This is a genomic window from Pseudomonas sp. TH15 (assembly GCF_016651105.1).
GTDB lineage: Bacteria > Pseudomonadota > Gammaproteobacteria > Pseudomonadales > Pseudomonadaceae > Aquipseudomonas.
Genome location: NZ_JAEKEL010000001.1, coordinates 2,901,413 through 2,919,152, shown reverse-complemented (window position 1 = coordinate 2,919,152; position 17,740 = coordinate 2,901,413). Strand labels below are relative to the sequence as shown.

General features: G+C 57.5%; 16 protein-coding genes. 3 read left to right on the top strand and 13 right to left on the bottom strand.

What is annotated here, in order from left to right; genetic code table 11:
- Positions 1-79: 79 nt before the first annotated feature.
- Together JFT87_RS13255 and JFT87_RS13250 are read left to right on the top strand one after the other, a co-directional pair.
- Positions 80-496 carry an OsmC family protein gene (locus JFT87_RS13255; protein WP_201201893.1) on the top strand — a complete coding sequence of 139 codons (417 nt, stop codon included), beginning with the start codon at positions 80-82 and terminating at the stop codon, positions 494-496.
- 61 nt (positions 497-557) lie between these two features.
- Entirely contained in the window at positions 558-1,418 is an 861-nt protein-coding gene (locus tag JFT87_RS13250; RefSeq protein WP_201201892.1) for a pirin family protein, read from the top strand.
- A 133-nt stretch (positions 1,419-1,551) separates the two neighbouring features.
- Here JFT87_RS13250 and JFT87_RS13245 read toward each other — a convergent pair whose 3' ends face one another.
- From JFT87_RS13245 to JFT87_RS13230, 4 genes are all read right to left on the bottom strand, one after another.
- The gene (locus JFT87_RS13245; RefSeq protein ID WP_201201891.1) at positions 1,552-2,280 is read right to left on the bottom strand and encodes a dienelactone hydrolase family protein; all 729 of its coding nucleotides are present in this window, start codon (positions 2,278-2,280) and stop codon (positions 1,552-1,554) included.
- Positions 2,281-2,341: 61 nt separating this feature from the next.
- The gene (gene htpG, locus JFT87_RS13240; protein WP_201201890.1) at positions 2,342-4,246 is read right to left on the bottom strand and encodes a molecular chaperone HtpG; all 1,905 of its coding nucleotides are present in this window, start codon (positions 4,244-4,246) and stop codon (positions 2,342-2,344) included.
- Positions 4,247-4,327: 81 nt separating this feature from the next.
- Positions 4,328-4,780 carry a PaaI family thioesterase gene (locus JFT87_RS13235; RefSeq protein ID WP_201201889.1) on the bottom strand — a complete coding sequence of 151 codons (453 nt, stop codon included), beginning with the start codon at positions 4,778-4,780 and terminating at the stop codon, positions 4,328-4,330.
- Positions 4,777-5,253: a PaaI family thioesterase gene (locus tag JFT87_RS13230; RefSeq protein WP_201201888.1), complete on the bottom strand. Its 477-nt coding sequence runs from the start codon at positions 5,251-5,253 to the stop codon at positions 4,777-4,779. Before JFT87_RS13230 ends, JFT87_RS13235 begins: the two co-directional genes overlap by 4 nt.
- Positions 5,254-5,411: 158 nt before the next feature.
- Here JFT87_RS13230 and JFT87_RS13225 point away from each other — a divergent pair, with 158 nt between their 5' ends.
- A complete protein-coding gene (locus tag JFT87_RS13225) occupies positions 5,412-5,648 on the top strand; it encodes a hypothetical protein (protein WP_102356803.1) in 237 nt (78 codons plus the stop codon).
- A 69-nt stretch (positions 5,649-5,717) separates the two neighbouring features.
- Here JFT87_RS13225 and JFT87_RS13220 read toward each other — a convergent pair whose 3' ends face one another.
- The 9 genes from JFT87_RS13220 to JFT87_RS13180 form a co-directional block, all read right to left on the bottom strand.
- Positions 5,718-6,119, bottom strand: coding sequence for an MAPEG family protein (locus JFT87_RS13220; RefSeq protein ID WP_201201887.1), 402 nt, complete (start codon positions 6,117-6,119; stop codon positions 5,718-5,720).
- Entirely contained in the window at positions 6,119-6,856 is a 738-nt protein-coding gene (locus tag JFT87_RS13215; protein WP_201201886.1) for a DUF599 domain-containing protein, read from the bottom strand. Before JFT87_RS13215 ends, JFT87_RS13220 begins: the two co-directional genes overlap by 1 nt.
- Positions 6,857-7,104: 248 nt before the next feature.
- Positions 7,105-8,418 (bottom strand): branched-chain amino acid transport system II carrier protein, encoded by a 1,314-nt coding sequence (brnQ, locus tag JFT87_RS13210; protein WP_201201884.1) that lies wholly within the window; start codon positions 8,416-8,418, stop codon positions 7,105-7,107.
- Positions 8,419-8,880: 462 nt separating this feature from the next.
- Positions 8,881-9,762, bottom strand: coding sequence for a succinate--CoA ligase subunit alpha (gene sucD, locus JFT87_RS13205; protein ID WP_003210566.1), 882 nt, complete (start codon positions 9,760-9,762; stop codon positions 8,881-8,883).
- Entirely contained in the window at positions 9,762-10,928 is a 1,167-nt protein-coding gene (gene sucC / locus JFT87_RS13200) for an ADP-forming succinate--CoA ligase subunit beta (RefSeq protein WP_008148602.1), read from the bottom strand. Before sucC ends, sucD begins: the two co-directional genes overlap by 1 nt.
- A 200-nt stretch (positions 10,929-11,128) precedes the next feature.
- Positions 11,129-12,565 (bottom strand): dihydrolipoyl dehydrogenase, encoded by a 1,437-nt coding sequence (gene lpdA, locus JFT87_RS13195; RefSeq protein WP_201201882.1) that lies wholly within the window; start codon positions 12,563-12,565, stop codon positions 11,129-11,131.
- A 98-nt stretch (positions 12,566-12,663) separates the two neighbouring features.
- Complete coding sequence (odhB, locus tag JFT87_RS13190; protein WP_201201881.1) at positions 12,664-13,884, bottom strand: 2-oxoglutarate dehydrogenase complex dihydrolipoyllysine-residue succinyltransferase; 1,221 nt, start codon at positions 13,882-13,884, stop codon at positions 12,664-12,666.
- A gap of 42 nt (positions 13,885-13,926) precedes the next feature.
- A complete protein-coding gene (locus JFT87_RS13185) occupies positions 13,927-16,758 on the bottom strand; it encodes a 2-oxoglutarate dehydrogenase E1 component (RefSeq protein WP_201201879.1) in 2,832 nt (943 codons plus the stop codon).
- Positions 16,759-17,034: 276 nt separating this feature from the next.
- A complete protein-coding gene (locus JFT87_RS13180) occupies positions 17,035-17,739 on the bottom strand; it encodes a succinate dehydrogenase iron-sulfur subunit (protein WP_201194917.1) in 705 nt (234 codons plus the stop codon).
- Position 17,740 lies beyond the last annotated feature (1 nt).

Here is a 17,740-nt window from a genome sequence, read left to right as displayed (position 1 = left end):
GCGCCACAGCACGCATGCTCTATACCTTCAGGGTCCAATTTTGATCGAATGACTTTTCCTACTGCCGATGAGGTTTCCCATGACTGTTACCGTCAATACCGTTTCCAGTGAAGGCTTTCGTCACAGCGTCCAGATCGACGACCACGAACTGTTTGCCGATGTGCCCACCTCCGCCGGCGGCGAAGGCTCGGCGCCGGAGCCTCACGACTACTTCGACGCCGCCCTCGGTGCCTGCAAGGCCCTGACCCTGAAGATGTACGCCAAGAAGAAGGACATCCCGCTGACCGGCGTTACGGTCGAGGTCAAACGCGACAACAGTGAGGAGCAGAAAGGCAAATACGCCCTGCACGTCAAACTGACCCTCAAGGGTGTGCTCACTGACGCCCAGCGCGAGGAGTTGCACCGCGTTGCCGACCGTTGCCCGGTGCACAAACTGATGACCACCACCGAGGTCAGCATCGAGACCCACCTGTCCGAAGGCGCCTTCAGCCAATAGCGGCAAGGGCAGTGCAAGCGGGTTATGCTCCACGCATTACCCGCTCAGCCTGGAATGCAGCATGAACACTCCACTCGTGATCAGCCCCCGCGCCGAAGATGTCGAAGGTCAACCGATTCTTCGTCCGTTGCCGTCAGCCAAATGCCGCAGCGTCGGGCCTTTCGTGTTTTTCGACCACATGCTCGAAACCCGTTATCCGCCGGGTAAAGGCATGAACATCCGACAACACCCGCACATCGGTCTGTCGACCCTCACCTATTTGTTCCAGGGGCAGATCCAGCACAAGGACAGCCTCGGTTCTGATCAGGTGGTGAGCACCGGCGATGTGAGTTGGATGACGGCGGGCAGCGCGATTGCCCACGTTGAACGCACGCCCGAGGCGCTGAAAAATAGCGGCTTCACGATGCACGGCGTGCAGATCTGGCTCGCCTCGCCCAAGGATCATGAACAAGGTCCGGGGCACTACAGCCATCACCCTGCGCCCACGTTGCCGGTCAGCGATAACCTCGGCGTGAAGATCCGGATGATTGCCGGGACAGGCTTTTGCCTGGAATCGCCGGTGCCGGTGCTTTCTCCTACGCTGTACGCCGAATTGAACCTGCAAACCGCGACGACCTTGCTGATTCCGACCGAGCATGAAGAGCGAGCACTGTATGTGCTGGATGGCGAGGTACAACTCGACGGCGAGCCGGTAGAACCGCATTCGCTGGTGGTGTTGCCGGTCGGGGAAGAGATGACGTTGTTTGCCGAGAGCGACTGCCACGCCGTGTTGTTCGGCGGTGCGCCGCTGGATGGGCCACGGCGGATCAACTGGAACTTTGTCGCGAGCGATCCGGCGCTGATCGATGAAGCGAGGCGACGCTGGGCGGCCGGGGATTGGCCGACGGTGCCGGGGGAAAGTGAGCGGATCGAACTGCCTTAAGGTCTTCAGCATCAGTTAAACCGCTTTCGCGAGCAGGCTCGCTCCCACAGGGGAATGCATTCCAATGTGGGAGCGAGCCTGCTCGCGATGAGGCCAGCACTAACACCAACGATGTCAGGGCAAAAAGCAGCAATCAGCCTTTAAAGACTTCATCCAGCAAGTTATGCATCGACACAAACGCCCGAGTGGCCGTTTTCGCGTCATACATCATCTTGCCCGGCACGTTCGCATGCGGATCGGTAAACGAGTGAACCGCACCGCCGTAGCTCAGCAGCTGCCAATCCACGCCCGCCGCGTTCATTTCATCTTCAAACGCCGGCAATTGCTCTTTTGGCACCAGCGGATCGGACGCACCGTGCAGCACCAACACCGAGCCCTTGATGTTTTTCGCATCGTTCACGTTCGGTGTATCCAGCGAGCCATGGAACGAGACCGCCGCTTTCACCGGCGCACCGGTGCGAGCCAGTTCCAGCGCGCAGCAACCGCCAAAGCAGAAACCGAAGGTCGCCAGCTTCGAGGTATCGACCGCCGCCTCGCCCTGAGTCTGCAATTGCTCGAACGCTGCCGCCATGCGCTTGCGCAGCAATGCGCGGTCATTCTTCAACGGCATCATCGCCGCGGCCGCCTCATCGCCGTTCTGCGGGCGAACCGACTGGCCGTAAAGGTCAGCAAGCAACACCACGTAACCCTTGGCCGCCACCGACTTGGCGATTTCTTCGGCGCCAGCGCTGACGCCCATCCAGTTCGGTGCCATCAACAGACCCGGACGTGGCCCTTTATGGTCGGCATCAAAGGCCAGACGGCTTTCGTAAGATTGGCCATCCAGTTGATAGACCACGGAACGCACAGTGACTTGGCTCATTTCAGACTCCTAAGACTCAAGAATAAAAAAACCCGCCGAAGCGGGTTTTTGTACAACTCAGTTAAACCGACAGTTCAACCAACAGCTTGTTGAGACGGCGCACGTAGGCCGCCGGGTCTTTCAAGCTATCACCAGCCGCCAGGGCCGCCTGATCGAACAGGATGTGCGACAGATCGCCAAAGCGCTCGTCACTCTGCTCAGCGTCAAGCTTCTCGATCAGTGGGTGAGCCGGGTTGAATTCGAAGATCGGCTTCGAATCCGGCACCTTCTGCCCGCTGGCTTCGAGGATCTGACGCATCTGCAAGCCCAGGTCCTGCTCGCCGATGGCCAGGATCGCCGGGGAATCGGTCAGACGGTGGGAAACCCGCACTTCAGCAACCGAGTCGCCCAGTGCAGTTTTCAGACGTTCAACCAAACCTTCTTTGGACTTGGCGACTTCTTCCGCGGCTTTCTTGTCTTCTTCCGAATCCAGGTTGCCCAGATCGAGGTCACCGCGCGCCACGTCGACAAAGCTCTTGCCGTCGAACTCGCTGAGGTAGCTCATCAGCCACTCGTCGATACGGTCGGTCAGCAGCAGCACTTCGATGCCTTTCTTGCGGAAGACTTCCAGGTGCGGGCTGTTCTTGACCTGCGCGTAGGTTTCGCCGGTCAGGTAGTAGATCTTGTCCTGACCTTCCTTGGCGCGGGCCAGGTATTCAGCCAGACCGACCACTTGCTCGCCTTCATCACCGTTGGTGGATGCAAAGCGCAGCAGGCCTGCGATTTTTTCTTTGTTGGCGAAATCTTCAGCCGGGCCTTCTTTCATGACCTGACCGAAGTTTTTCCAGAAGCCTTTGTATTGCTCGGGCTCGTTCTTCGCCAGTTTTTCCAGCATGTCGAGTACGCGCTTGGTCAGCGCCGACTTCATGGAATCGATGATCGGGTCTTTCTGCAGGATTTCCCGCGACACGTTCAGCGACAGGTCGTTGGAATCGACCACACCTTTAATGAAGCGCAGGTACAGCGGCAGGAACGACTCGGCCTGATCCATCACGAACACACGCTGCACGTACAGCTTCAGGCCTTTCGGCGCTTCACGCTGGTACAGGTCGAACGGAGCGCGGGTCGGCACGTAGAGCAGCGAGGTGTATTCCAGCTTGCCTTCGACCTTGTTATGGGTCCAGCTCAGCGGGTTCTCGAAATCGTGGGCGATGTGTTTGTAGAACTCCTGGTATTCCTCATCCTTCACTTCAGTGCGAGGACGGGTCCACAGGGCGCTGGCGCGGTTGACGGTTTCCCATTCAACGGCTGGCTGCTCTTCGCCTTCAGCGGCTGCCGCTTCTTTCGGCAACTCGATCGGCAGAGCGATGTGGTCGGAGTATTTCTTGATGATGTTGCGCAGACGCCAGCCATCGGCGAATTCGTCTTCAGCAGCCTTCAGGTGCAGGACGATACGGGTGCCACGCTCGGCTTTCTCAACGGTGGCGACTTCGAACTCGCCTTCACCCTTGGACGCCCAGTGCACGCCTTCGCTGGCAGCATCACCGGCACGACGGCTGAACACGTCGACTTTGTCGGCGACGATGAATGCAGAGTAGAAGCCCACACCGAACTGACCGATCAGGTGCGAATCTTTTTTCTGATCGCCGGACAGGTGCTTCATGAAATCGGCCGTACCGGATTTGGCGATGGTCCCCAAGTGGGTGATCGCTTCTTCACGGCTCATGCCGATACCGTTGTCTTCGAGGGTGACGGTTTTGGCGTCTTTGTCGAAGCTCACACGGATTTTCAGTTCGGCGCCACCTTCCAGCAACTCAGGCTTGGACAGGGCTTCGAAACGTAATTTGTCGACAGCGTCAGAGGCGTTCGAGATCAATTCGCGAAGGAAGATTTCCTTGTTGGAATACAGCGAATGGATCATGAGGTGCAGCAGTTGCTTCACCTCGGTCTGGAAGCCCAGGGTTTCCTTTTGAGTTTCCACACTCATGGTCATCAAACTCCAATCAGATGGCAGTGGCCGCGACCTGAAGGGTCGGCGGCGGGTTGTCATCAGAGTTTGGGGCTGAGTTCAGGATTTCAAGGGGTCTTCAATTTTGAAATGCCCCCGGGCCGTGGCAATCGGCTCGGCTTCGGTGGTTTGCCAGGCCGTTATCGCCACGTTGGCCACCCGCCGCCCCTGGCGGCAAACCTGGCAACGCGCCCAGGTATCGCGAAATTGCCCGGCGCGCAGATAGTCGAGGGAGAAGTCGATAATCTTCGGCACACCGGGCGAGCCGGTGAAGATCAACAGGTGCAGTGCCGCCGACAGCTCCATGAACCCGGCGATCACGCCGCCATGGATCGCCGGCAATAAAGGGTTACCAATGTTGTCCTTGTTGGCCGGCAAGCGGAACAGCAACTCATCCCCGACTCGCGAACACTCGACACCAATCAACTTGGCGTACGGGATCAGGTGTAGCAGCGAGGCGTAGTCCCCTTGCGCGTGGGCCTGTTGAAGTTGTTCCTTGAACGAATCGGTCATTTCGCACCTCCGGCGATCGTGCCGCCAAAGCCTTTAGTGCCTTTGATGCCCTTGCCCATGCGCATAAAAGTGCCGACCACGTGGGCGATGGGGTGCTCGGGGTCGTCCTGGTAGGCAAAGCCTCGGGCGAAGATCACGTCAGTGGTCACCCGGTAACACTGGGCGAAACCGTAGACATCCTTATGCGGCTGGGCCGCGTGCATGTAGTCAATGCGCAAATCGAGGGTCGGGCAGACTTCGAATTCCGGCAACACGCACAGGGTGGACATGCCGCACGCGGTGTCCATCAGCGACGTCAGGGCGCCACCATGGATGACACCGGTTTGCGGGTTTCCGACAATTTGCGGGCTGTAGGGCAGGATCACTGTCAGCCCTTCATTGCTTGCGCTGTGCACGCGTAAACCGAGTACCTGACAATGTCGCAGTGCCGATAGAAATCGTGTTGCACGCTCAAAAATGGGGTTGTCGGCCATTAGGTAAATCTCTTCTTAGTATCCAGCCAAAGCCTCAGGTGAATCAGGCAAAAGTTCCGTATCGTTAAAAACATATATATCTGTATGAAATGAGGAACTTATCGTCGGCGGTTGTGCTCGAAAGGCCAGTAGATATTTTCCATAAGGAGAAACACCCCATGCGTAAGACTTTAGCTATTGCCTTGATGTTGACCGCTTCCCTCGGTCTCGCTGCTTGCGATAAAAAATCCGAGGACAAAGCTCAAGATGCTAACCAACATGCTGAGCAAGCCCAGCAAAAAATGAACGAAGCTCAGGATAAAGTGAACGACGCGGCGAAAGAAAACGCCGAAGCCGCCAAAGATCAGGCTGAATCGAACCAGGCTGCACAAGACGAAGCTGCCAAGAAGCAATAATTTGCCTCTTGATGCAGAGAAAAGAAAACCCGCCAAGTGCGGGTTTTCTTTTGCCTGTTATTTGCTGCGTTAGAGCAAAACGGTTTTAAAAGTCGGACTAATCATCAGCAATAACGAACAGACTAACCCGACGATCCAGACCAAACTGCGCAGCTTTGGTATATCCGCCAGATAGCACAACAAATAGAGAATGCGCGCGACCACAAAGATGATCGCCAGCGAGTCGATCAGCCACCCCGCCGTTTGCGTGGTGTGCGCCATCAACACGCCCACTGCAAACAAGATGAAGGCTTCGATACTGTTCTGGTGAGCCGCCAATGCACGGGCGCCCAAACCGGTTAGTTGCGCCTGTTGCTGGCGTGGCAGGTGATTGTTGTAACCGCCCTGCTCTTTCATGGCTTTGGCCACGGGCATGCGGGCCACGTAAATCAGCAATGCACTGATAAACACACACCAGAACGGAATACTCATCAAGCGGCCTCTTTGTTGGCTTCGGGCAATGGCGCCTCTGTAGGGGTATAGACCATCACGTCGAGAACGTCGGAGTGAAACTCCCGACGATACAACACCAGCACCACGCCGGTGCTCATCAACATGAACAGCCATGGGCTGACGAACCAGGCCAGCATGGTCATGCCGAAGTAGTAAGAGCGCAGGCCGAAGTTGAACTGGTTGGCCGCCATCGAGATCACCCGCGCCGCACGTGCGGCGAAGGCTTTACGCTCCTGCTCGGAAACATGCCGCTCGCCGATCATCGGTGCCGAGCCAACTAGCACGGCCGCGAAGTTGTACTGACGCATGCACCAACTGAAGGTGAAGAACGCGTAGACAAACACCATCGCCAGACACAGCAACTTGATCTCCGACATACCCTGAGAAGCCTGCTGGACCATGGGAATGTCTGCCAGCAACGACACAGCCCTTTCGGAGGCGCCGAGTAGGGTGAGAATACCCGCCAGGATAATCAAGGTGCTGGAGGCGAAAAACGAGGCGTTGCGTTCCAGGTTGCCGATCACGCTGGCATCGGCGATGCGGTTGTCACGCAGCAGCATGCGGCGCATCCAGTCTTCGCGGTACAGATGCAGCACGCTGGCCAGGCACGCGGTATCACGGCCCTTCCACGTCGCATAACGGGTGTAGCCGCCCCAGCAGATGACAAACCAGAGCGCGGCGAGAAGGTGGATCAGGTTGGCGTGGATGAACGACATGCAATTCCTTTGAATACGTGACCTGTAGGAGCAAAGCTTGCTCGCGAAAGCGGTGTGTCAGTCAACATCAATGTTGAATGTACCGCCGCCTTCGCGAGCAAGCTTCGCTCCTACAAAAAGCGATGCAACCCTTCGACGCTAGCTGACGGAAAAAGACACTGCCTCACGCCCATAAAAAATGCCCCGTATCGATTGATACGGGGCATTTCTGTTTTGGCCTGCTGCCCGCTTGTGGCGGACGGTCAGGTTTAAGCCAGGGCTTCGGCGCGCTTGCCGAGCATGCGATCGCAAACGGCGGCCACTACCAGGGTCATGACCGACGGCACCAGCCAGGCCAGACCTTGTTCGCTCAACGGCAGGTGCGACAGCTGCGTCGGCATCCAGTCCGCCAGACCGGCACCTTTAAGCGCGTCGATCATGCCGAAAATGAACGACACCAGCATCACCGGGCCAACGATGCGGCCCTGTTCACGCCAGAAGTCTTTGCAGAAGCTCAGGGCGACCAGGACGATGCACGGCGGGTAGATCGCGGTCAGCACCGGGATCGAGAACGCGATCAGCTTGGTGAGGCCCAGGTTGGACACAAACAGCGAGAACACCGCCAGGATGATGACCAGTGTCTTGTAGGACAGAGGCAACACCCGGCTGAAGTATTCGGCGCAGGCGCAAGTCAGGCCGACCGCAGTCACCAGGCAGGCCAACGAGATCAACACCGCCAGGAAACCGCTGCCCAGCGAACCGAAGGTGTGCTGCACGTAGGCGTGCAGGACGGCCGCACCATTCGCGGCACCGGCGGCCACTTCATGGCTGCCCGAACCGAGGCGGAACAGGCTGACGTACACCAGCGCCAGACCGACGCCGGCAATCAAACCGGCAATGATCGCGTAACGGGTGATCAACGCTGGCGACTCGACGCCACGGGAGCGGATCGCGTTAACGATAACGATGCCGAACACCAGAGCACCCAGGGTATCCATGGTCAGGTAACCATTGATAAACCCTTGAGAGAACGGTGCCGCCACATATTCAGGCGTGGCCACGCCGATATCACCGGCCGGCAAGGCGAACGCGGCGATGCCGAGCACGGCCAGGGCGATGATCTTCAGCGGCGCAAGGAAACGTCCTACGGTATCCAGCAGGCGGCCCGGATACAGCGAGATAAAGAACACCAACAGGAAGTACACCGAGCTGTAGAGGAACAGCGCCAGCGGGCTCTCACCGGTCAGCGGCGCCAGGCCTACTTCGAAGGACACGGTGGCGGTGCGCGGCGTCGCAAACAGCGGGCCGACAGCCAGGTAGCACGCCGCGGCCAACAGGCCACCAGCGACTTTACCGATCGGGCTGCTCAACGCATCCATTGCCCCACCGACCTTGGCCAGGGCGACAACGGTGATCACCGGCAGACCGACTGCAGTGATCAGAAAACCCAGCGCCGCCATCCAGACATGAGGCCCGGACTGCAAACCGACGATAGGCGGGAAGATGATGTTGCCGGCCCCGACAAACAGGGCAAACGTCATAAAACCAAGTGCCAGGATGTCCTGGCCTTTCAACACTTTCATTAAGGAAATACCACACTACTGAATCGGAATTTAGAGAGGGATTTCCCTATGGGTGAGGGAAATGCTGTCGGTCTGTATAGGACCAACCCGTTTAGCGCGTAGCGACCTTGTGGGCAGCGGACGCAAAAATGGCTGCTAGCCTAACGAATTTGCACGACAAACGCACTGTTAGGGGGCGAAGTATCCGATACGCGACATTTCGATGTCGCGTTTACATATCTAATTTACCTTCACAGGATCCTGTGGCGAGGGGATTGCCCCCGTTCGGCTGCGAAGTAGTCGCAAATCAAACAAATGTGATCTACCTGACGTAACGCAATCGCCTGTTTTGGGGTCGCTTCGCAACCCAACGGGGGCAAGCCCCCTCGCCACAAAAACCCTGCGAATGGCTCAAATCCCGGAAACAACAAAGGCCACCCGAAGGTGGCCTTTGTTTGGTGAAGCGTCAGCTAAGCGCGAGGCTTACTTGACAGCCCAACCGGTCAGCTCGGACAAAGCCTTGCCGATGTCTGCCAGCGAACGCACGGTTTTAACGCCTGCGTCTTCCAGGGCAGCAAACTTCTCGTCTGCAGTGCCCTTGCCGCCAGAGATGATTGCGCCAGCATGGCCCATGCGCTTGCCAGCAGGGGCAGTCACACCAGCGATGTAGGAAACAACCGGCTTGGTCACGTGTGCCTTGATGTAGGCAGCCGCTTCTTCTTCAGCCGAACCGCCGATCTCACCGATCATTACGATCGCTTCGGTCTTCGGGTCTTCCTGGAACAGCTTCAGGATGTCGATGAAGTTCGAACCCGGGATCGGGTCACCGCCGATGCCGACGCAAGTCGACTGACCGAAACCGGCGTCAGTAGTCTGCTTAACAGCTTCGTAGGTCAGGGTGCCGGAACGGGAAACGATACCGACCTTGCCTGGCAAGTGAATGTGACCTGGCATGATGCCGATCTTGCATTCGCCTGGAGTGATCACGCCTGGGCAGTTAGGACCGATCAGGACTACGCCCAGTTCGTCGCACTTGACCTTGGCATCCAGCATGTCCAGGGTAGGAATGCCTTCAGTGATGCAAACGATCAGCTTGATGCCGCCGAATGCTGCTTCCAGGATGGAGTCTTTGCAGAAAGGAGCTGGAACGTAGATCACGCTGGCGGTGGCGCCAGTGGCAGCTACAGCGTCTTTCACGGTGTTGAACACTGGCAGACCCAGGTGCTCGGTGCCGCCCTTACCAGGAGTAACGCCACCAACCATCTTGGTGCCGTATTCGATGGCTTGCTGGGTGTGGAAACTACCTTGCGAACCGGTAATACCCTGGCAGATAACTTTGGTGTCTTTATTGATCAGGACGCTCATTATTTGCCCTCCGCAGCTTTGACAACTTGTTGAGCAGCGTCGGTCAGGCTGGTAGCAGCGATGATGTTCAAACCGCTTTCTGCCAGTACTTTAGCGCCCAGTTCAGCGTTGTTACCTTCAAGGCGAACAACAACCGGGATTTTCACGCCGACTTCTTTCACTGCACCGATGATGCCTTCGGCAATCATGTCGCAACGAACGATGCCGCCGAAGATGTTGACCAATACTGCAGCGACGTTAGTGTCGGACAGGATGATCTTGAACGCTTCGGTAACGCGTTCTTTGGTAGCACCGCCGCCCACGTCGAGGAAGTTGGCTGGTTTGCCGCCATGCAGGTTGACGATGTCCATGGTACCCATGGCCAGGCCAGCACCGTTGACCATGCAACCGATGTTGCCTTCCAGTGCTACGTAGTTCAGTTCGAACTTGGCAGCGTGCGCTTCGCGCGGATCGTCTTGCGACGGATCGTGGAAAGTTTTCAGCTTAGGCTGACGGTACATGGCGTTGGCGTCGATGTTGATCTTGGCGTCGAGGCAATGCAGATCGCCGTCAGCCTTGATCACCAGCGGGTTCACTTCCAGCAGAGCCAGGTCGTGATCCTTGAACAGCTTGGCCAGACCTACGAAGATCTTGGCGAACTGAGCAACTTGCTTGCCTTCCAGACCCAGCTGGAATGCCAGCTCGCGACCCTGGAATGGCTGAGCGCCAACCAGTGGATCGATAGTGGCCTTGAGGATTTTCTCAGGGGTGTCGTGAGCGATTTTCTCGATGTCCACGCCACCTTCGGTGGAAGCCATGAACACGATGCGACGGCTCGAACGGTCAACGACAGCGCCCAGGTACAGCTCTTTAGCGATATCAGTGCACGATTCAACCAGGATCTTGGTGACTGGCTGACCATTGGCATCAGTCTGGTAAGTCACCAGACGCTTGCCCAACCACTGTTGAGCGAATGCTTTGGCGTCTTCTTTGCTGCGAACCAGCTTAACGCCGCCCGCTTTACCGCGACCACCTGCGTGAACCTGGGCTTTGACAACCCATTCGGTCCCGCCGATTTTGTCGCACGCTTCTGCTGCTGCTTCCGGGGTGTCTACGGCGAAACCCTGGGATACTGGCAGGCCGTATTCAGCGAACAGCTGCTTACCCTGATACTCGTGAAGATTCATGCTTATTACCGTCTTCGTTAGGTACTGCGCATTCGGTGCTGCACTCGATCAAGTGCCGCACCACCTGTGACTGCTGCTTGCGTAGGTGTTCCGGATAACCGGTGAGACTACGCAAGGCTGCGTCCGGCGGACATTCCGCGGTGAGTCTTGCACGCAAGGCTCACGACGGGCCTTCCGCCGTGGTTTCTTATTGTCTTGTCTTAACGCTTCTTGCGGTTGGCGATGTGAATGGCGCCGCCATTCACTGCCAGAGCAGCTTCGTGCAGGGCTTCGGACAGGGTCGGATGGGAGAAAACCATCATGCCCAGGTCTTCGGCACTGGTGCCGAATTCCATGCCGATTGCGCCCTGCTGAACCAGTTCTGCAGCGCTCGGGCCAATCACATGGACGCCCAATACGCGGTCAGTCTTGGCATCAGCAATGACTTTCACGAAACCGCCGGTATCGTTGGCTGCCATGGCACGGCCACTGGCTGCGAACGGGAAAGTGCCGACGTTAACTTCAACGCCTTCAGCTTTCAAGGCTTGCTCGGTTTTACCGACCCACGCGATTTCCGGGTGAGTATAAATAACAGACGGGATCAGGTCATAGTTGATCTGGGCTTTGTGGCCCTTGATGCGCTCTACAACCATGATGCCTTCTTCGGACGCCTTGTGCGCCAGCATCATGCCGCGAACCACGTCACCGATTGCGAAAACGCCCGGAACGCTGGTTGCGCACTGGTCGTCAACGAAAACGAAGCCACGTTCGTCGATGTTAACGCCGCTGTCAGCTGCCAGCAGCTCGGTGGTCACTGGGCGGCGACCAACGGCAACGATCAGCTTGTCGAACGTGATGCTCTGTTCACCGTTGGTATCGGTGTAGTTCACAACGACTTCGTCGCCGTTCACTTTGGAACCGGTAACGCGAGCGCCCAGCTTGATGTCCAGACCTTGTTTGGTCAGGGTTTTGTAAGCTTCTTTGGAAACCGCTTCGTCAGCTGCAGGCAGGAACTTCTCCAGCGCTTCCAGAACCACGACTTCGGAGCCCAGGCGGGACCATACCGAACCCAGTTCCAGACCGATCACGCCAGCGCCGATCACGCCCAGACGCTTAGGTACGGTTTGGAATTCCAGCGCGCCAGTCGAATCGACGATCACATTCTGGTCAACCGGAGCCGGTGGAATGTCGATCGGACGCGAGCCCGACGCCAGAATCACGTTCTCGGCTTCGATGATTTCAACGGTGCCGTCTGGCTTGGTCAGTTCAACTTTCTTGCCGGCCAGCAGTTTGCCGTGGCCTTGCAGGGAAGTAACGCCGTTAGCCTTGAACAGGGTTGCAACGCCAGAGGTCAGGCCTTTGACGATGTTGGCTTTACGGCCAACCATTGCAGCCACGTCCATGGTCACGCCAGCGTGATTGATACCGTGGATCGCGAAGCCTTCTTTGGCTTCCTTGTATTTCCAGGAGCTGTCCAGCAGCGCCTTGGAAGGAATGCAGCCGACGTTCAGGCAAGTACCGCCCAAGGCCAGTTTGCCTTCCTTGTCGGTGTATTTCTCGATGCAGGCAGTGGTGAGACCCAGTTGCGCTGCTTTGATGGCAGCTACGTAGCCGCCAGGGCCCGCGCCGATCACTACTACGTCAAATTTCTGCGACATTCAAAAAATCCTCTTTTAGCAACAAGCTTGAAGCCGCAAGCCTCAAGCCAAGCTGCAATTACTTGCAGTTTTGGACTTGAAACCTGCGGCTGCTTCTATCAGATATCCAGCAGCAAACGAGCCGGGTCTTCCAGCAGGTTCTTGATGGTAACCAGGAAGGTCACAGCTTCTTTGCCATCGATCAGACGGTGATCGTAGGACAGAGCCAGGTACATCATCGGACGGATAACGACCTGACCGTTGATCGCCATAGGACGCTGCAGAATGTTGTGCATGCCCAGGATGGCCGCTTGCGGCGGGTTGACGATCGGGGTCGACATCATCGAACCGAAAGTACCACCGTTGGTGATGGTGAACGTACCACCGGTCATTTCGTCCATCGACAGCTTGCCGTCGCGCGCCTTTTTGCCGAAAGCAGCGATGCCGCCTTCGATTTCAGCCAGGCTCATCAGTTCGGCGTTACGCAGAACCGGTACAACCAGACCGCGGTCGCTGGAAACAGCAACACCAACATCGGCGTAGCCGTGGTAAACGATGTCAGCACCGTCGATCGACGCGTTGACAGCCGGGAAGCGTTTCAGCGCTTCGGTAGCTGCTTTGACGAAGAACGACATGAAGCCCAGGCGTACGCCGTTGTGGGACTTCTCGAACAGGTCCTTGTACTTCGAACGCAGGGCCATGACTTCGGTCATGTCGACTTCGTTGAAAGTGGTCAGCATCGCCATGTTCGACTGAGCTTCTACCAGACGCTTGGCAACGGTGGCCCGCACGCGGGTCATCGGTACGCGCTTCTCGATGCGGTCGCCAGCGGCGAACACAGGAGCAGCGGCAGCCGGAGCAGCAGCCTTGGCAGGAGCAGCGGCCGGAGCAGCTTTCTTGGCAGCAACAGCAGCGACTACGTCTTCCTTGGTCACACGACCGCCTTTGCCGGTGCCGGCAACGGAAGCGATGTTGATGCCGTTTTCTTCAGCCAGCTTGCGAGCAGCCGGTGCAGCAACAGGATCGTCTTCGCCGTCGGCAGCTGGAGCAGCAGCTTGTGCAGCGGCCGGAGCAGCGGCAGCAGCTGGAGCGGCAGCAGCGCCGCCCTCTTGGATGGAGCCCAGGACTTCGTCGGACAGAACGGTGTCGCCTTCGTTCTTGACGATAGCGCCCAGCACGCCGTCAGCAGTAGCCAATACTTCCAGTACCACTTTGTCGGTTTCGATATCGACGATCAGGTCATCACGCTTGACGGCGTCGCCTGGTTTTTTGTGCCAGGTGGCAACGGTGCCATCGGCAACCGATTCCGGGAAAGTGGGGGCTTTGATTTCGATAGCCATTATCAGTGGGTCCTTAAATTCGGTTTCAGGTGCGCGAAGGCGTTAAACAGTAAAGGCGTCTAGCAGCAGTTTTTCCTGCTGCTCAGCGTGCATCGATGCATAACCACAAGCAGGTGCAGCAGAAGCATCACGGCCGGCGTACTCGAGAACGAGCGCCTTGTTGTGATTGCCAACGATGCGGCGCATGTGGTGTTGGCTGCAGTACCAGGCACCCTGGTTCATCGGCTCTTCCTGACACCAAACGATATGTTTGAGGTTGGTATAAGGAGCCAGGACTTCGTTCAAGTCGTCCTCAGGGAATGGGTACAGCTGCTCGATACGCACGATGGCGATGTCATCACGACCTTCGGCACGACGTTTTTCCAGCAGGTCGTAGTAGACCTTGCCGCTACACAGAACAATGCGCTCGACCTTTTTCGGGTCTTGGGCATCGATTTCCGGGATCACGGTCTGGAACGAACCTTCGGCCAGATCTTCCAGGGTCGAAATAGCCAGCTTGTGACGCAGCAGCGACTTCGGTGTCAGCACGATCAACGGCTTGCGCAGCGGGCGAATCACCTGACGACGCAGCAAGTGGTAGATCTGAGCCGGCGTAGTCGGCACGGCTACCTGAATGTTGTGCTCGGCGCACAGTTGCAGGTAACGCTCCAGACGAGCCGAAGAGTGCTCCGGCCCCTGACCTTCATAACCGTGCGGCAGCAGCATGGTCAGACCGCAAAGACGGCCCCACTTGTGCTCGCCACTGGTGATGAACTGGTCGATAACCACCTGGGCACCGTTGGCGAAGTCGCCGAACTGGGCTTCCCAGATCACCAGCGCCTCAGGCGTGGTGGTCGAGTAACCGTATTCGAACGCCAGTACGGCTTCTTCGGACAGGAACGAATCGTACAAGTCGAAACGTGGCTGACCTTTGTACAGGTTCTGCAGCGGAATGTAGCTGCCGGCGTCTTTCTGGTTGTGCAACACAGCGTGACGGTGCGAGAACGTACCGCGGCCGATGTCCTGGCCAGTCATGCGGATCGGGTGACCTTCGAACGCCAGGGTCGCGTACGCCATGGTTTCGGCGTAACCCCAGTTGATCGGCAGGCCGCCGACTTGCATTTTCTGACGGTCTTCGTAGATCTTCGAAACCTGGCGCTGAACCACGAAGCCTTCTGGAATTTCCAGCAGCTTGGCGGACAGTTCCTGCAAGGTTTTCAGATCGAAACTCGTGTCGTGACGTGCAGTCCAGGCGTGGCCCAGGTACGGACGCCAGTCCACGAACAACTCTTTGTTCGGCTCTTTGACCAGGCTTTTCACAACATGCAGACCGTTGTCCAGCGCGTTGCGGTATTCGTCGATCTTGGCCTGTACGCGTGCATCATCAACCACACCGGCCTGGGTCAGGCGTTCGGCGTACAGCTCACGGGTGGTGCGCTGCTTGGTGATCTGCTGGTACATCAGAGGCTGGGTGCCGCTAGGCTCGTCAGCTTCGTTGTGGCCGCGACGACGGTAGCAAACCAGGTCGATTACCACGTCACGCTTGAACTGCATGCGGTAGTCGATGGCCAGCTGGGTCACGAACAATACGGCTTCCGGATCATCACCATTTACATGGAGGATCGGCGCCTGGATCATTTTCGCGACGTCGGTTGCGTACTCGGTAGAGCGCGAATCTTCCGGGTTGCTGATGGTGAAACCGACCTGGTTGTTGATCACGATGTGCACGGTACCGCCGGTTTTGAAACCGCGGGTCTGCGACATCTGGAAGGTTTCCATCACCACGCCCTGACCGGCGAATGCCGCGTCACCGTGGATGGAGATCGGCAGAACCTTTTCACCGGTAGGGTCGTTACGACGATCCTGACGGGCACGGACCGAACCTTCGACCACTGGAGAAACGATTTCCAGGTGGGACGGGTTGAAGGCCATGGCCAGGTGAACTTCACCGCCGGCGGTCATGACGTTGGAGGAGAAGCCCTGGTGGTATTTAACGTCACCGGAACCCAGCTCGACCTTCTTCTTGCCTTCGAACTCGTCGAACAGCTCGCGCGGGTTCTTGCCGAAGGTGTTGACCAGCACGTTGAGACGGCCACGGTGGGCCATGCCGATAACGATTTCCTTGGTGCCGTAGGAACCGGAACGCTGGATCAGCTCGTCGAGCATCGGAATCAGGCTCTCGCCGCCTTCCAGACCGAAACGCTTGGTACCCGGGTATTTGGTGCCCAGGTATTTTTCCAGACCTTCGCCGGCAGTGACGCGTTCGAGCAGGTGGCTCTTGATGTCGGCGGAGTACGTCGGACGGCCGCGCACGCTTTCCAGACGCTGCTGGAACCAGTGACGCTGCTCGGAATCGGTGATATGCGTGAATTCAGCGCCGATGGTGCGGCAATATGTCTGCTGCAACGCTTCGTGAATTTCGCGTAGGCTCGCCTCCTCTTTGCCGATGAACAGGTCGCCGGCACGGAAGGTCGTATCAAGATCGGCATTGGTCAAGCCGTAATGATTGATCGACAGGTCTGCAGGTGCAGGACGCTGCCACAGCCCCAGCGGGTCAAGCTGGGCTGCCTGGTGGCCACGCATACGGTAGGCCTGGATCAATCGCAGCACTTCAACTTGCTTCTTCTCGTGCTCACTGCTCACGCTGCCGGCGGAAACCGGTTGTGCGCGGCGCTGGTTCTTTGCCAGCAAGACGAAATGGTCGCGAATTGTGGAGTGCGAAACATCGGTGGCAGTGTTGCCGTCAGCAGGCAACTTCTGAAAGTAGGTGCGCCACTCTTCTGGCACAGCGTTAGGGTCGTGCAGGTAGAGCTCGTAGAGCTCTTCCACATAGGCAGCGTTACTACCGGATAGGTAGGCGCTGTTCCACATGCGCTGCATCACGCTTTCTTGCATGCTTGGTCACCCTCGGTTAGGGGAACACCACCGGCGTCGACACCGAGCAAACTTGCAGAAGTCCGAATGCAGCGACTAAAACAAGCCACTTAGGATCACGCTGATAGTCCGGGTACCAGCCCGGATGCCCCTGCTTGTCTCATTTCTTCAAAATAAGAGCTGCAGCTTTATGAGCTGCTGCTCAGGTTAAAACTACGGCGCCGGTTGAAGCCTGCGCCGTAGCATCTACAGGTACAGCGGTACTACATTTACAACAGCCGGGTTACAGCTGCTGAATCACACGCCGCTTTGCAGCAACATGTTACGTACGTGACCGATGGCCTTAGTCGGGTTCAGGCCTTTCGGACAGACGTTGACGCAGTTCATGATCCCGCGGCAGCGGAATACGCTGAACGGGTCATCCAGCGAAGCCAGACGCTCGGCAGTCTTGGTGTCACGGCTGTCTGCCAGGAAGCGATACGCTTGCAGCAGAGCAGCTGGACCCAGGAACTTGTCCGGGTTCCACCAGAAGGACGGGCAAGAGGTCGAGCAGCAAGCGCACAGGATGCACTCGTACAGACCGTCAAGCTTTTCACGCTCTTCAGGGGTCTGCAGACGTTCGATGGCCGGAGCCGGCGTGTCGTTCTGCAGGAATGGCTTAACCTTCTCGTATTGCTTGTAGAAGATGCTCATATCGACGACCAAGTCACGGATAACCGGCAAACCTGGCAGAGGACGAACGATCAGCTTGTTACCTTTTACGACAGCGGACAGCGGCGTAACGCACGCCAGACCGTTTTTGCCGTTGATGTTCATGCCGTCGGAACCGCAAACACCTTCACGGCAAGAGCGACGATAGGAGAAACCCTCGTCCTGCTCTTTGATCAGGGCCAGCACGTCCAGCACCATCAGGTCTTTACCGTTGGTATTGACCTGGAATTCTTGCATGAACGGCGCAGCGTCCTGATCAGGGTTGTAGCGATAAACACTGACTTTCAACATG